Source organism: Novosphingobium sp. BF6, from assembly GCF_058273105.1.
Genome location: NZ_CM177775.1, coordinates 2,753,702 through 2,767,846, shown reverse-complemented (window position 1 = coordinate 2,767,846; position 14,145 = coordinate 2,753,702). Strand labels below are relative to the sequence as shown.

The following is a 14,145-nucleotide window of genomic DNA, read 5'->3' as shown; positions in this document are numbered from 1 at the left end:
CGGACGGTCATGTGGGTCCGCAAGGCGGCGCAGGTCCCGAAGGACATGCGCCGCCCGCGGGGATGGATCAGGCGATTTCCTTGAGGACTTCCACAAGGGTTTCACCCAGCAGCGACGGCGAGGGCGAGACACGGATGCCTGCTTCTTCCATGGCTGCGATCTTGTCTTCGGCGCCGCCCTGGCCGCCCGAGACGATGGCACCGGCGTGGCCCATGCGGCGGCCCGGAGGGGCCGTACGACCGGCGATGAAGCCGACCATCGGCTTCTTGCGGCCGCGCTTGGCTTCGTCCTTGAGGAACTGGGCCGCTTCTTCTTCGGCGCTGCCGCCGATTTCACCGATCATGATGATCGACTTGGTGGCTTCGTCGGCCAGGAACAGTTCCAGCACGTCGATGAAGTTGGTGCCGTTGACCGGGTCGCCGCCGATGCCGACTGCGGTGGTCTGGCCGAGACCGGCGTTGGTGGTCTGGAACACCGCTTCATAGGTGAGCGTGCCCGAGCGCGAGACGACGCCGACCGAACCCTTGGAGAAGATGCTGCCGGGCATGATGCCGATCTTGCATTCGCCGGGGGTCAGGACGCCGGGGCAGTTCGGGCCGATCAGGCGCGACTTCGAACCCGAAAGGGCGCGCTTCACGCGAACCATGTCGAGAACCGGAACGCCTTCGGTGATGGCGACGATCAGTTCCATCTCGGCGTCGATCGCCTCGAGGATGGCGTCGGCGCAGCCCGCGGGCGGCACGTAGATGCACGAGGCGGTGGCGCCGGTCGCGGCCTTGGCTTCGGCGACGGTGTCGTACTGGGGCAGGTCAAGGTGGCTGGTGCCGCCCTTGCCCGGGGTAACGCCGGCAACCATCTGGGTGCCGTAGGCCAGCGCGGCTTCGGTGTGGAAGCTGCCGGTCTTGCCGGTCATGCCCTGGGTAATGACCTTGGTGTTCTTGTCGACGAGAATGGACATAGGTCGATCCTAATTCCTGTTCCTGGTGTAGGCCGATTCCGGCTTGGATAGCGCCATGGCGCAATTTCCGCGAAGTGCAACCGCCCCAGTGGTAAAATCAACGTGGTAAAATCAACTTGGTAAAATCTGGGGCCGGATGGCCGAAGACCTCGCCCGCCCCGTGCGATGACGGGGCGGGCGGGGCCGTCATGGTCCGGATCAGGCCAGCGAGGGGTCGATGCCCTTGCAGGCGACCAGCAGTTCCTTGACCGCGTCGACCGAGACCTGGAGGTTGGCCTTGGCTTCGGCGTCCAGCTCGATTTCGACGATTTCCTCGACGCCGTTCGCGCCGATCACGGCGGGAACGCCGACGTAGAGACCGTCAACGCCGTACTGGCCGTCGACGTAAGCGGCGATTGGCAGGATGCGCTTCTGGTCGTTGAGGTAGGCTTCGGCCATGGCGATGCCCGAGGCGGCAGGCGCGTAGAAGGCCGAGCCGGTCTTGAGCAGGCCGACGATCTCGCCGCCGCCCGAACGGGTGCGCTGGACGATCGCGTCGATCTTTTCCTGGGTGGTGCGGCCCTGCTTGATGAGGTCGGGAACCGGGATGCCGTTGACGGTCGAGTACTGCACGACCGGCACCATGGTGTCGCCGTGGCCGCCGAGCACGAACGTGTTCACGTCGCGGATCGAGACGCCGAATTCCCAGGCGAGGAAGGTCGAGAAGCGGGCCGAGTCGAGCACGCCGGCCATGCCGACGACCTTGTTCGCGGGCAGGCCCGAGAATTCGCGCAGCGCCCAGACCATCGCGTCGAGCGGGTTGGTGATGCAGATCACGAATGCGTCGGGTGCGTTGGCGGCGATGCCTTCGCCGACCGACTTCATCACCTTGAGGTTGATGCCGAGCAGGTCGTCGCGGCTCATGCCGGGCTTGCGGGCGACACCGGCGGTGACGATGATGACGTCTGCACCGGCAATGTCGGCATAGTCGTTGGTGCCGGTGATCTTGGCGTCGAAGCCCTCGACGGGGCCGCACTGCGACAGGTCGAGCGCCTTGCCCTGCGGCAGGCCTTCGGCGACGTCGAAGAGGACGATGTCGCCCAGTTCCTTCTGCGCGGCGAGGTGCGCGAGGGTGCCGCCGATGTTGCCGGCGCCGATGAGGGCAATCTTCTTACGAGCCATGATGCTTGCTTGTCCTTCCCAAAGGCGGGACCTAACGGACGAAAAAGGCGGCCTGCTCTTGTCCCGCTGAGGCAGGTGCCGGTGTTCAACGAGGGGCGGCCTACGCCCCCCGAACCGACATTGCAACCGGGAAAAGCCTGCGGGAAAGGCTCGTGTGTCGCTTTTTACTGATAATAGTTCGCAATTGCAATAAGTCACGAAAGTGCGCGGAAAGCGCGGCCCGAAACGCAGGTTTCGGCCTCTTTTCCGCAACCGACGGGGCGCTTATTGCATCCGTCGCGAGCGGCGTCGCAATCGGACTCACTGTCTCGCACGACCCGATGACCGGCAAGCGTAACCCGAAGCGAGTCGCCTTGGAGAAAGGGCAGACGGTCGCGCCGCGCGATTGCGGTTCAGGCTATTGTAGAGGGAGGAGCTGAACGGCGGGTGTCGCTGAGCTTGCGGAATGTTGCGGGAGGGAGACGCGGTTGGGTTTTCTCTCGACCCCGACCCAGACTCGGCTCCCCCTCTGATCCCGCTCCCGCTCGCGACCCCGCTCAGCCTGAGCCTGTCGAAGGCCCTTCGACAAGCTTAGGGCGAGCGGGCCGGGGGGCAATGCTCTCCCTTTGTCGGGTAACGCTCACCCGTTCCGGGCGATGCGCTGGGCGAAGGCGTCGGCCATGCGGCGGTCGAGCTGGCGGCAGATGGCGATCCACCAGGTGCAGGACACTTCGTCCCCGGCAAGGCGGGCGGCGGCGGCATGGGCGCGGGCATGGGCGGCGGCGGAGAGGCCGTGGCGGGCGAAGTGGCGCAGGGCTTCGGCGAAGATGCGCTCGTTGGCGGTATCCGCCGACGCTTCGCGGATGCGGCGGCGCAGGCGGGCATGCGCCGGGGAATTGTCGTTGGCGGCGCAGAGCGGCACCGAGGGGCAGAGCGCACGCACGAGTATGGGACAGGAGCCATTCCGGGCGGCGGAAAAGCGGATTGCCATGGTGGAAGGGCGCCTCGTTTCTTGGAGACGCTCAGGGGCGGCGTCCCGGAGGCTCTTTATAGGAGGAAGCCGCTAAGCCTTGGTGAGAGCCTATGGTTGCTGAAACCTTGCCGCCGGTCCTTGGAGTATCCTTAAACCCCGCTTTTCAATGGGTGGGCTGGGCGATCCATTTGCCGGAATTGGCATATTCCGGGCGAACGGTCGCTTCCGGCAGGTTGCGGGCGCGGTAGAGGTCCTCGCCCCCGCGTTCGCGCACGTCGCTGGAATAGAGTGGCGCGGGAGGCTGGCTGGCCGTTACGGGCGCCGCCGCCGTCTCAAGCCGCGCAGGTGCGGAGGCCTCGAAGGCGCGCTGCACCGCCAGCGGGTCGAGCGCGGCATTGGCAAGGGCGCTGGCGGCGGATTCGTCGCGGCGATGCGGGGCGGCGAGCGGTTCGCCGCCGAGATAGGCGAAGCGGAACGAGGCCGGGTTCCCCGCCGCGCCGTTGAAGGCATAGAAGCGATGCGCGCCGATCGTCGTCAGGTAGTGGAGGCTCGGCGCCCAGTAGGGATTGACCTGGATCGTGTGGTAATGCGTCGCCAGCCCGATGGGCGCGTAGACGTAACCCGAGAGCGCGGCGCGGGCGACATCCTCGGCCCGTTGCCAGAAATAGCGCTGCGGCGCGCGGGCGAGCGAGCCGTCGCAGGTAAAGGAGAACTGGCAGCCGGTCGGGCGCTCCGATCCCTGGTAGACGACGCCGCAGACGGTCTTGGGATAGGCCGGATGGGCGACGCGGTTGAGCACGACTTGCGCCACCGCGCGCTGGCCGCCGTCGGGTTCGCTGGCGGCTTCGTAATAGATCGCGGCGGTCAGGCACTGGAGCGCGCGGCTGCGGTCGACGCCGGAGTTGTCGATCCGGAAGGCGCGGGCGACGGGGCCGCTCACCGGGTCTTCGGCGTCCGAATGGATGCCTTCGCCGATCTTCAGCACCGGCTGTTCGGCTTCGAGATAGTAATAGGCCGAGCCGGGGAAGCTGGCGCCCGCCTGCTCGAAGGGCATCGGCAGGACCGGCGGCTGCGCGGTTTCGGCCCCTGTCACGGTGAAGCCGTCCCATCCGGTCAGCGGCGGCGAGGCGAAGGCGGGCAGGGCCACGGCCACGAGCGCCGCCGCGCCGAGCGTCCAGCGGCGCCGTCGACGCAGGAGCCGCCGCCGTCCGCCGCGCACGAAGTTCCCCTGGAAATCGAGCGGGCGCGGCTCCCAGGTTTCGGGGCAGGAGGGAAGGGCGGCAGCGGTCAATCCGGGTCCTCTCGGCGCAACTTCAACGAGGCGCACTCCCGCGCCTACCCTGCTTCGGCGCGCATGGCATCTGCCGAGATGGGCGCGTCCCGAAGCGGCACAGGCGGGAGGGATAGACTGAATCGCTTAAGACTTTCTTGGGGATTTGCCCCGGCGATGCCCGAGCGCCGCGCTTTGCGCACCGCTTGCCAATCCGCGCGACGCCCGGTAATCCGCGCGATACGTCATGGGTGGCCCGCAACCGGGCCTCAAAAGGGAATTCGGCGCGAGTCCGAAGCTGCCCCCGCAACTGTGACCGGGGAGCGCCCCTTCCAAGCGATGCCACTGGGTCACACCGGGAAGGCGGGAGCGGCGCGACGATCCGGGAGCCAGGAGACCTGCCTTTGACGGTCGTTCCGCAGCCGGGCGGGGTGTCCCGGCATGCAGCGAGCCCATGCGCAGAGGAAAACGCGCGGGGCTCCGCCATGGACGGCAAAAGTCGTTCAGGTTGGAGGAATACCCGTGAAGTACCTATTTCTGCTGGGGACCGCCCTTGCGGTCTCTACCCCCGCACTCGCGGACGAGGCGGCCCTTGAGAATATCGGCGACAATATCGTCGTCACCGCCACCCGCACTGAAACGCCGGTGAGCGAGATCGGCCAGTCCGTCTCGGTCGTCACCCGCGCGGATATCGAGCGCACCCAGGCGGTTACCGCCACCGATATCCTGGCGCGCCTGCCGGGCGTGACCTTCACCCAGTCGGGCGGCTTCGGCCAGCCCGCCAGCGTCTTTATCCGCGGCGCCGAGAACGCCCAGAGCCTCGTGCTGATCGACGGCGTGCGGATCAACGATCCGGGCGATGTCGGCGGCGGCTTCGACTTCGGCAGCCTGACCGTGGGCCAGTTCGACCGCATCGAAGTGGTGCGCGGATCGTCCGGCGTGCTCTGGGGCAGCCGCGCCATCGGCGGCGTCGTCAATCTCATCACCGCGCGCCCGACCGACGAGTGGACCGCGCGCGGGCAGGCCGAGTACGGCTGGCGCGACCAGAAGCAGCTCGGCGCCTCGGCGGCGGGCAAGGTGGGGCCGGTCGGCCTGACGCTGGGCGGCAACTGGCTCAAGGGTGACGGCTATTCCGCCTTCAACGAGCGCCGCGGCGGACAGGAAAAGGACGGCTTCGAGAGCAAGAGCGCCAATGCCCGCGCCGAAGTGCAGATCGTCGATGGCCTCTCCGCCGATGCCGGGACGTACTGGACCAAGGCCAACTACGATTACGACAATACCGGCGCCGATGCCCTGAACGTGGGCATGAAGCGCGACACGGTGGGCTATGCGAACTTGCGCTACAGGGGCCTCGACGGCCGCCTTACCGCCCGCGTGGGCTATGGCCTGACCGACACGCGCCGCATTTCCGACGACGCGGTCTTCGGTCCCTACACGACCAATGGCCGCGCCGACCGCTTCGAGGGGCAGGTTTCCTACACGCCGGTCGAGATGGCAAGCATTCTCGTCGGCGCCGAGACCGAGAAGCAGAAGTTCTCGGACAATTACGGTTCGAAGGACTCGACCTCGATCGACAGCTACTTCGGCATGCTCACCCTGCGTCCGGTCACCGGCCTGACCCTGAACGGCGGGCTGCGCTACGACGACAACTCGGACTTCGGCCATAAGACGACCTTCTCGGCCAACGGCGCCTGGGTGATCGGCGGCAGCGAGAGCGCGCCGATCCTGCGCGCCAGCTATGGCGAGGGCTTCAAGGCGCCTTCGCTCTACCAGCTCTATACCAATGCCGGTTTCCGTGCGCTCGATCCCGAGACCTCGAAGTCGTGGGACGTGGGCGTCGAGCAGCCCTTCGCGGAAGGGCACGGTACGTTCTCGGTCACCTATTTCGACCGCAAGACGAAGAACCTGATCGACTACGATCTGGCCGCGTGGAACTATTACAATGTCGGCCGCGCCCGCGCCAAGGGCGTGGAACTGGGCATGCAGGTGAGCGACTGGCAAGGCTTCGACATGAGCCTTTCCGCCACCTATCTCGACGCCACCAACGAGGACACCGGCGCCCGGCTCGCCCGCCGTCCCAAGACCAACCTCTATGCCAGCCTCGACAAGCACTGGTCGCAGGGTTTCCGCCTCGGTGCGGACCTGCGCGTGGGCGGGGGACGCTATGACGACGTGGCGAACACCTATTATCTCGGCGGCAATGTCGTGGTCGGCCTGCGCGCGGCCTACGACGTGACGCAGAACATCCAGGTCTACGGCCGGGTCGAGAACCTGTTCGACGAGCACTACGAAGTGGTGCGGACTTACGGCACGCCGGGCCGCGCGGCTTACGCCGGGGTGCGGGTGAAGATGTGATCCTGCCGCTTCCCCTGACGGTAACCGGGCGGGGGAAGCGCAAGGCCTTCCCGGTCGCGGCGGCGCTGGTTCTGGCCGGTGCCGCCGCGACGCTGGCGGGCTGTGGCGGCGGCGCCAGCGAGGCCGCTGCCGTGACGCGGGGCGCCGCGCAGCCCACCATCGTCTCGCTCAATCCCTGTACCGACGCGATCCTCGCCGAAGTGACCGGGCCGGGGCAGTTGCTGGCGATTTCCAGCTACAGCCAGGATCCGGAAAGCAGCTCGATGCCGATGGCCGAGGCGCGGCGTTACCGCGCGATCGCGGGCACGGTGGAGGAAGTGGCGACGATCGGCCCGAAAGTGGTCGTCGCCAGCGCCTTCCTCGATCCGGCGAGCGAGGGGGCATTCCGGCGGCTGGGCTATCGTCTGGTGAAGATGCCGATCGCTACGGACATCGCCTCCGCCCGCGAGCAGGTGCGCGAACTGGCACGGCTGGCGGGGCATCCCGAGCGCGGCGAGCGGCTGGTGGCGCGCATCGATGCCGCCCTGCGCCGGAGCGCGCCGCCTCCCGGTTCTCGTCAAGTTCCTGCACTCATGTGGGAATCCGGTGGACTGGTGGCCGGGGACCGGACCCTGATCGTTGACATGATGCACCGCACCGGCTTTACGAATATTGCCGGCGCGCGAGGCCTTTCCCAGGCCGATTTCCTACCCCTGGAGCACGTGCTGGCGGACCCGCCGCGCGTGGTCTTTGCGGTAGGCGACCCGCTCGCCGAGGAGGACCGAATGCTGCATCACCCGGCGCTTTCCGCGCTGACCAGTACCCGGCGTTTCATGCTGAGCCGCTCCATCCTCTGGTGCGGCGGGCCTACGATCCCGCATGCGCTGGACGAACTGGCGGCGGCACGGCGGGCGCTGGAGACGGCGCAGCCCTTTACCGATAGGCCAATCCTTCAAAGGACCGTTTCTCTCTCGCCATGAACTTGCGTTTCGTCCTGCTACTGGCTCTCGCGCTCCTTGTCGCGGTGCCTTTGTCGCTGCTGGCGGGCCGCGTGTGGATCAACCCCTTTTCCCCCGAACTGCAGAACGCCTCGGTGATCCTGGTGCAATTGCGCCTGCCGCGCGCAGTGTTGGCGCTGGTGCTCGGCGCGGGTCTCGGCGCGGCGGGCGCGGCGATGCAGGGGTACTTGCGCAATCCGCTGGCCGACCCCGGCCTCTTCGGCATCGCGCCGGGCGCGGCGCTGGGCGCGGTGCTGAGCTTCTGGACCGGCTATGCCTCGGCGCCGTGGATGCTGCCGCTCTTCGCGCTGATCGGCGCGGGCGGAGCGATGACCTTGCTGGCGCTGATCGCCGGGCGCGGCGGCGGCGTGGCGCTGTTCACGCTGGCCGGGCTGATGGTCTCCAGCCTTGCTGGGGCGTTGATGAGCCTCGCCATCAGCCTCACGCCTTCGCCCTTCGCCATGAGTGAGATCGTCACCTGGATGATGGGCTCGTTGGCGGACCGTTCCTGGCGCGAGGTCTGGATCGCGACGCCGCTGACCGTGACCGGCCTCGGCGTGCTGTTCTACGCCGGGAGGGACCTCGACGCGATGACCCTTGGCGAGATGGCCGCCCGCTCGCTGGGCGTGGAGCCGCTGCGGCTTCAGGCGCTGATGATCCTCGGTGTCGGCCTGATCGTCGGTTCGGGCGTGGCGGTGGCGGGGATCATCGGCTTCGTCGGCCTGATGGTGCCGCACCTCGTGCGCCCGATGACCGACCGCAAGCCGTCCTCGCTGCTGGTGCCTTCCGCCGTGGCAGGGGCGCTGCTGCTGCTTTTCGCCGATTGTCTCTGCCGCATTCTCCCGCTTTCGGGCGGGGAACTGCGCCTCGGCATCGCCCTCAGCCTCCTCGGCGCGCCGTTCTTCCTGCGGCTGCTGCTGAGGATGCGGCGGGGGATGGTGGCATGAGCTTCGGTGCCGACAACGTGACGGTCGCGGGCCGCCTCGACGGCGTTTCGCTCAATTGCCGCCGGGGCATGATCACCGCGATCTGCGGCCCCAACGGGGCGGGCAAGTCGACGCTGCTTTCGGTCATCGCCGGGCTGGTGAGGCCAGATTCCGGGCATGCGGTGATGGGCGGACGGCCGCTCACGGCCGTCTCGCTCGCCCAGCGGGCGCAGTGGATCGGCTACCTGCCGCAGACGCCGGAAGTGGCCTGGGACGTCTCGGTGGAAGTGCTGATCTCGCTTGGCCGCCTGCCCTGGCGCGGCGCTCCCGCCACCGAAACGCAGGCGGCGATCGAGGACGCCATCGCCGCGATGGACCTGCAGGACCTCCGCCATCGTCCGGTCTCGACCCTCTCCGGCGGCGAACGCGCCCGCGCACTGATGGCCCGCGTGCTGGCGACCCAGCCCGGCTGGCTGCTCGCGGACGAACCGTTCGCCAGCCTCGACCTCGCCCACGGGCTGGCGCTGATGCAGCGCCTGCGCCAGCAGGCACGGGCGGGGAAGGGCGTCGTCCTCGTCCTCCACGACCTGGCGACGGCGATGAACCACGCCGATCAGGTGCTGGTGCTGGCCAAGGGCCGGGTAGAGGCGGAAGGTCCGCCCGAAATGGCCCTCTCGCGCGAGGTCGTCAGCCGCGTGTGGAACTGCCCGGCCCACTGGCTCGGCGACCCCGGCGAACGCGCCCTCTCGATCGGCGCCCCGGCCCCGCTGGCAGTGGATTTCCGGCAGCAGTTCTAGAGGCTGGGGGAAACTGTGAAGCTCACGAGAACCGGATAGGCCGACCATTGCGCTCGCTCCTGTTCGTCGTCCCTGCGAAGGCGGGGACCCCACTTCTTCATTGCGGGGCGGGAGGCGGCAAAGGAAGCGGGCCCCCCGCCTGCGCGGGGGCGACGAGGTTTGTGCGGTGGGACCGCTTCGCTCGTATTGCGGGACCTTCTTTTCATCTCGTCCGAAAACAAAAAACGCCGCCCTGTTTCCAGAGCGGCGTCTTGCAAGGTTAACCCCGTTCTTACTGACCCTTCGGCGCCAGACCGCGCGCTTCCAGCATCGGTTCGACCTCAGGGTCGTGCCCGGTGAAGTCGCGGTAGAGTTCCGCGAAGTCCTTCGTATGGCCCTGGCCGAGGAACGACTTGCGGATGTGGTCGCCGTTGGCGCGGGTCATGCCGCCGTGCTTGACCACCCAGTCCCAGCCGTCGTGCGCCAGCATCTCGGTCCAGATGTACGAGTAGTAGCCCGCCGCATAGCCGTTGTCCCAGATATGGCGGAAGTACGGGGTCTTGTAGCGCGGCGGGATCAGGTCGGTGTTGAGACCCGTCGCGGCGAGCGCCTTGGCTTCGAAGGCCATCGGCGGCTGCGCGGCTTCTTCCGGCGAGAGCTGGTGCCACTGGATGTCGAGCATCGCCGCCGACAGCGTTTCGCCCAGGCCCAGGCCCTGGTTGAAGGTCTTCGCAGCCTCGATCTTGGCGATCAGCTCCGCCGGGATCGTCGCGCCGGTCTGGTAGTGCTTGGCGTAGTGGTTCAGCACGGCCGGGATCGTCGCGAAGTTCTCGTTGAACTGGCTGGGGAACTCCACGAAGTCGCGCGCGGTGTTGGTGCCCGAGAGCGAGGGGTACTTCTGGCTGGCGAAGAAGCCGTGCAGCGCGTGGCCGAATTCGTGGAACATGGTCTCCACGTTGTCGAAGCTGACCAGCGCGGGCTGGCCCTCGGCGGGGGCCGGGATGTTCAGCGTATTGCTGACGACCGGCTTCTCACCGAGCAGGTAGGATTGCTCGACGAAGTTGTTCATCCAGGCGCCGCCGCGCTTGTTGGAGCGGGCGAAGGGGTCGTAGTAGAAGATCGCCAGCGACGTGCCGTCGGCGTCGAAGACTTCGTAGGCGCGCATGGTCGGGTGATAGACCGGCAGGTCGGTGCGACGCTTGAAGGTCAGGCCGTAGGTCTGGTTGGCGGCATAGAACACACCGTCTTCCAGCGTGCGCCAGACTTCGAAGTAGGGCTTGATCTGGTTTTCATCGAGGTCGTACTTCGCCTTGCGGACCTTCTCGGCGTAGTAGGACCAGTCCCACGGTTCCAGCTTGATATTCTGACCGTCGGCTTTTGCGGCGGTTTCGAGCAGGGCGGCCTCGCGGTCCTGCGTGGCACGCAGGGCGGGGACGAAGCCTTTCATGAACTCCATCGCCTGTGCGGGCGTCTTCACCATGCGGTCGTACATCTGGTACGTCGCGAAGTCGGGCGCGCCAAGCAGCTTCGCCTTCTTCGCGCGCAAGCTGGCGATCTGGGTGACCATCGCCGTGGTGTCGTATTCGTCGCCGCCCGAGGTGCGGTTCACGCTGGCATCCCACAGGATCTTGCGGCTGGCACGGTTGTTGAGGCTGGTGAGCGCGGCCTGCTGGGTGGTGTTGTCCAGCGCCAGCATGAACTTGCCCGCATGGCCCTTGTCGGCGGCGAGCTTGGCGGCGGCGGCGATCTCGGCCTGCGAGAGGCCGTCGAGCTGCGCGGCGGTGTCGAACAGCGGCGCCTTGGCAGCGGTGGCCGTGGTCAGCTTCTGCGCGAAGGCGGTTTCGAGCTTGGCGATTTCGAGGTTCATCGCCTTCAGCTCGACTTTCTGCTCGGCCGAGAGCAGGGCGCCGCGATGGACGAACTTGTCATAGGTCGTCGCCAGCAGCATGGCGTCCTCGCCGGTCAGGGCCTTGCCCTGGGCACTGTCATGGACGGCCTTCACACGGGCGAAGAGCGCATCCTCGAGGTAGATGTCGTCGTTGAGCGCGGAAATCTGCGGGCTGACGGCGGTGTCGATGGCGTCGAGTGCATCGCTGGTATTGGCCGAGGTGAGCTGGCTGAACACGTTGTAGGCGCGGTCATAGAGCGTGCCTGCGCGTTCCAGCGCGACGATCGTGTTCTCGAACGTCGGGGCCGAGCGGACGAGCGTGATGGCGCGGATCTCGCGGCGCTTGGCGTCGATGCCGGCCTCGATCGCGGGCTGCCAGTCGGCGTCCTTGTACTGGGTGAAGTCCGGGGCATGGAACGGCAGCGTGCTGGGCTTGGCGAAGGGGCCGGTGTACGTCGCAGCAGCAGCCTTTTCAGCGGTCTTCGCAAATGCCGTCACGGAAAATCCTCCAAGCAGGACGGCACCGAGCACGAGGGGAGCGGCGGCGGCCATGAGCCGGGTCTTCATCGTTGTTTTCTCCTGGCTTCGGCAACCCGAAAGACTATCCGCTGCGCCTCCCTGTGGGGGTGCGGATGGGTGCCGAGGTAATCGAGGAGCGGGGTTGAAGCGCAGAAAACCGGGGCTTGCAAGCACAGGTCAGGCCTGCGGAAGCACCTTGCGCAAATGACGTATGCGACGTTTGTGCGCGCATACGAATACGCGCCGGAGCGCAATCAAGTTACGCTCCGGCGCGCCGTCCGGTCGGTCCAACAGGGGAATCGGCCGACAGGGGATGGGGGATCAGCTCGTGCGGAAGCGACCGTTGGTCCATACGCGCATGGGGTCGGTGCCGTCCTCATGGTCGCGGCGATTTTCCTCGCGCTTGCGGTCCAGGATCAGCGATCCCGTTTTCCGCGCGAAACGGCTGCGGCGAAACGGAATTTCGGCTCCGATGTTCATTTCAGGCTCTCCTCTTTCGAGGAGAAACGCGCAGGTGAGGGGAAAGTTCCCGGAGGAACAGAGATATCCTCAAGGGCGAAGGGGCATCATCGATGAGTGAAGGCGGCGCATGGAGAAGCGTCATCCTGAACTTGTTTAGCTTCGCTGGCCTTTGGCTCAGGATTCATTTCGCCGATCAGACCAGTAGCCTGCGTGGAAAGATGGATACTGAAACAAGTTCAGGATGACGATAGGGGCAAGGCGGGTGTTGTGGCCTAACCCATCTGGCTCTTTACGGGCAGGCCGAGCGGGAAGGGCAATCGGGTCCCCATCGCCGCATCGGCCAAAGTATGCACATCGAGTTCCGCCAGAAAGGCGCCCATCGCCTTGCGGAGCAGGGCCGTCAGCCCGCAGGCGCCCTGAAGCAGGCAGTTGCCGCAATCGGCGGGGCTCATGTTCGGTTCGGTCAGTCGCACGACTTCGCCCAGCGTGATCTCGCTCGCCGGGCGGCCGAGGCGAAAGCCGCCGTTTCGCCCGCGCACCGTCTCCAGCAGGCCCGCATTGCCGAGCAGGTTCACCACTTTCATCGCATGGTTGCGCGAGATCGCATGGGCCTGTGCCACTTGCGCGATCGAGAACAGCCGCTCGGGTTCGACGGCGGCGTGAAGCAGGATGCGCAAGGCGTAATCGGTGTGCGCGGTGAGGCGCAAGGCGGATCTCCGGTGAAATGATGCGCTCTATTTACATCTTTTTGGATCGGCGTATAGATGCATCCAGTTTGCATCTTTTAAGAGGACGAATCGAAATGGCCGCTCCGCTCAGCGAACAGACTGTCGCCACGATCAAGGCGACCGCGCCCGCGCTCCAGCAGCACGGGGTGGAGATCACCACGCGCATGTACGAACGCCTGTTCCGCAACGAGGAGGTGCGCGCCATGTTCGATCAGGCCGCGCAGGATTCGGGCGAGCAGCCGCGCCGTCTCGCCGCCGCGATCCTCGGCTATGCGCAGAACGTGGACAAGCTCCAGAACCTTACCGGCGCGGTGGCGCGGATGGTTCAGCGCCATGTCGATACCGGCGTGAAGGCCGAGCACTATCCGCTGGTGGCCGAAGCCCTGCTGCCCGCGATCCGCGACGTGCTGGGCGAGGCGGCCACCGACGAAGTGCTCGCCGCCTGGGGCGAGGCCTACTGGTTCCTCGCCGATATCCTGATCGGCAAGGAAGCCGAAGCCTATGCCGAGATGGAAGCGGCCTGACGCAAGGCGCCTTTATCGCGTCCCGACGCCGCTCGCGAACTGAGACTGGAGGTTTGCGAGCGCCGCCTCCGAGACGGGCGCCAGTTCCTTCGCCGCCTTGCCTTTGCGCAAGGCGGCGCGGTCCTTTTCGGCGGGTTCGACCACGCGCACCCGCACCGCCGCCTTGCCCTTGCCGCGCACGCCGAGCGCCTCCGCCGCGCCGCGCGAGAGGTCGATGATCCGCGCGCTCTCCCCGAACGGTCCGCGATCGTTGACGCGCACGAGGATGCGGCGGCCGGTGTCGAGCGCGGTGACTTCGACATAGCTCGGCAGCGGCAGGGTCTTGTGCGCGGCGGTCAGCCAGTTCGGGCGGAAGCGTTCGCCGTTGGCGACCTGGTTGCCGGACTCGCTCCCGTACCATGTCGCATAGCCGAGCATGTCGTAGCCGGGCTGCGCGGCGGGCGTATAAGTCGTGCCGCGCACCTTGTAGGGCGCGCCGACGCGGACCGGGGTGTCGCTCACGGCACGGAACTTCGTGCCGCCGCCGCAGGCCGCCAGCGCTGCGGTGAGGACGATTGCGAATGCGGCCCTGAAGGCCCCCGTTAAACTGCCGCTCATGCGCGGGTCCTAGCCTTGTACCGGGCAGGCTGTCCATGCCGCTGTCCATGTC

At 67.0% G+C, this 14,145-nt stretch carries 13 protein-coding genes and 1 riboswitch; of the genes, 5 read left to right on the top strand and 8 right to left on the bottom strand.

Annotation, left to right across the window (positions count from 1 at the left end; translation table 11 throughout):
• Window positions 1–67: 67 nt before the first annotated feature.
• The 4 genes from sucD to AC4D6D_RS13540 all read right to left on the bottom strand — a co-directional run bounded on the left by sucD (window position 68) and on the right by AC4D6D_RS13540 (window position 4,362).
• Window positions 68–958 carry a succinate--CoA ligase subunit alpha gene (gene sucD, locus AC4D6D_RS13555; protein ID WP_147218977.1) on the bottom strand — a complete coding sequence of 297 codons (891 nt, stop codon included), beginning with the start codon at window positions 956–958 and terminating at the stop codon, window positions 68–70.
• Window positions 959–1,156: 198 nt separating this feature from the next.
• A complete protein-coding gene (gene mdh, locus AC4D6D_RS13550; RefSeq protein WP_133083684.1) occupies window positions 1,157–2,119 on the bottom strand; it encodes a malate dehydrogenase in 963 nt (320 codons plus the stop codon).
• A gap of 619 nt (window positions 2,120–2,738) precedes the next feature.
• On the bottom strand, window positions 2,739–3,041 hold the full coding sequence (locus AC4D6D_RS13545) for a hypothetical protein (protein WP_491325712.1): 303 nt from the start codon (window positions 3,039–3,041) through the stop codon (window positions 2,739–2,741).
• A gap of 193 nt (window positions 3,042–3,234) precedes the next feature.
• On the bottom strand, window positions 3,235–4,362 hold the full coding sequence (locus tag AC4D6D_RS13540) for a cell wall hydrolase (protein WP_491325711.1): 1,128 nt from the start codon (window positions 4,360–4,362) through the stop codon (window positions 3,235–3,237).
• Between the two features lie 211 nt (window positions 4,363–4,573).
• A riboswitch (cobalamin riboswitch) is annotated at window positions 4,574–4,761 on the top strand.
• 102 nt (window positions 4,762–4,863) lie between these two features.
• Here AC4D6D_RS13540 and AC4D6D_RS13535 point away from each other — a divergent pair.
• The 4 genes from AC4D6D_RS13535 to AC4D6D_RS13520 are packed head-to-tail and all read left to right on the top strand — an operon-like array spanning window position 4,864 to window position 9,396.
• Window positions 4,864–6,696 (top strand): TonB-dependent receptor domain-containing protein, encoded by a 1,833-nt coding sequence (locus AC4D6D_RS13535; RefSeq protein ID WP_491325710.1) that lies wholly within the window; start codon window positions 4,864–4,866, stop codon window positions 6,694–6,696.
• Window positions 6,693–7,655, top strand: a complete 963-nt coding sequence (locus tag AC4D6D_RS13530; RefSeq protein ID WP_491325709.1) for an ABC transporter substrate-binding protein — start codon at window positions 6,693–6,695, stop codon at window positions 7,653–7,655. The genes AC4D6D_RS13535 and AC4D6D_RS13530 overlap by 4 nt, the downstream gene beginning before the upstream one ends.
• Window positions 7,652–8,620 (top strand): FecCD family ABC transporter permease, encoded by a 969-nt coding sequence (locus tag AC4D6D_RS13525; protein WP_491325708.1) that lies wholly within the window; start codon window positions 7,652–7,654, stop codon window positions 8,618–8,620. The genes AC4D6D_RS13530 and AC4D6D_RS13525 overlap by 4 nt, the downstream gene beginning before the upstream one ends.
• Window positions 8,617–9,396 carry an ABC transporter ATP-binding protein gene (locus AC4D6D_RS13520; RefSeq protein WP_491325707.1) on the top strand — a complete coding sequence of 260 codons (780 nt, stop codon included), beginning with the start codon at window positions 8,617–8,619 and terminating at the stop codon, window positions 9,394–9,396. The genes AC4D6D_RS13525 and AC4D6D_RS13520 overlap by 4 nt, the downstream gene beginning before the upstream one ends.
• A gap of 271 nt (window positions 9,397–9,667) precedes the next feature.
• On the opposite strand, the gene AC4D6D_RS13515 is transcribed toward AC4D6D_RS13520, so the two are convergent.
• From AC4D6D_RS13515 to AC4D6D_RS13505, 3 genes are all read right to left on the bottom strand, one after another.
• Complete coding sequence (locus tag AC4D6D_RS13515) at window positions 9,668–11,830, bottom strand: M3 family metallopeptidase (RefSeq protein ID WP_491325706.1); 2,163 nt, start codon at window positions 11,828–11,830, stop codon at window positions 9,668–9,670.
• Window positions 11,831–12,103: 273 nt separating this feature from the next.
• Window positions 12,104–12,262 carry a hypothetical protein gene (locus AC4D6D_RS13510; protein ID WP_186829991.1) on the bottom strand — a complete coding sequence of 53 codons (159 nt, stop codon included), beginning with the start codon at window positions 12,260–12,262 and terminating at the stop codon, window positions 12,104–12,106.
• A 254-nt stretch (window positions 12,263–12,516) separates the two neighbouring features.
• Window positions 12,517–12,951 (bottom strand): Rrf2 family transcriptional regulator, encoded by a 435-nt coding sequence (locus tag AC4D6D_RS13505; protein ID WP_491325705.1) that lies wholly within the window; start codon window positions 12,949–12,951, stop codon window positions 12,517–12,519.
• Between the two features lie 95 nt (window positions 12,952–13,046).
• On the opposite strand from AC4D6D_RS13505, the gene AC4D6D_RS13500 reads away from it, so the two are divergent.
• The gene (locus AC4D6D_RS13500; protein WP_491325704.1) at window positions 13,047–13,496 is read left to right on the top strand and encodes a globin domain-containing protein; all 450 of its coding nucleotides are present in this window, start codon (window positions 13,047–13,049) and stop codon (window positions 13,494–13,496) included.
• Between the two features lie 12 nt (window positions 13,497–13,508).
• Here AC4D6D_RS13500 and AC4D6D_RS13495 read toward each other — a convergent pair whose 3' ends face one another.
• Window positions 13,509–14,093: a septal ring lytic transglycosylase RlpA family protein gene (locus AC4D6D_RS13495; protein WP_491325703.1), complete on the bottom strand. Its 585-nt coding sequence runs from the start codon at window positions 14,091–14,093 to the stop codon at window positions 13,509–13,511.
• Window positions 14,094–14,145: the final 52 nt, after the last annotated feature.

Excerpts from the sequence above, each read along its gene's own strand:
- mdh (WP_133083684.1), bottom strand. The coding sequence starts at position 2,119 with ATGGCTCGTAAGAAGATTGCCCTCATCGGCGCCGGCAACATCGGCGGC.
- sucD (WP_147218977.1), bottom strand. The coding sequence starts at position 958 with ATGTCCATTCTCGTCGACAAGAACACCAAGGTCATTACCCAGGGCATG.
- AC4D6D_RS13495 (WP_491325703.1), bottom strand. The coding sequence starts at position 14,093 with ATGAGCGGCAGTTTAACGGGGGCCTTCAGGGCCGCATTCGCAATCGTC.
- AC4D6D_RS13510 (WP_186829991.1), bottom strand. The coding sequence starts at position 12,262 with ATGAACATCGGAGCCGAAATTCCGTTTCGCCGCAGCCGTTTCGCGCGG.
- AC4D6D_RS13515 (WP_491325706.1), bottom strand. The coding sequence starts at position 11,830 with ATGAAGACCCGGCTCATGGCCGCCGCCGCTCCCCTCGTGCTCGGTGCC.
- AC4D6D_RS13520 (WP_491325707.1), top strand. The coding sequence starts at position 8,617 with ATGAGCTTCGGTGCCGACAACGTGACGGTCGCGGGCCGCCTCGACGGC.
- AC4D6D_RS13500 (WP_491325704.1), top strand. The coding sequence starts at position 13,047 with ATGGCCGCTCCGCTCAGCGAACAGACTGTCGCCACGATCAAGGCGACC.
- AC4D6D_RS13525 (WP_491325708.1), top strand. The coding sequence starts at position 7,652 with ATGAACTTGCGTTTCGTCCTGCTACTGGCTCTCGCGCTCCTTGTCGCG.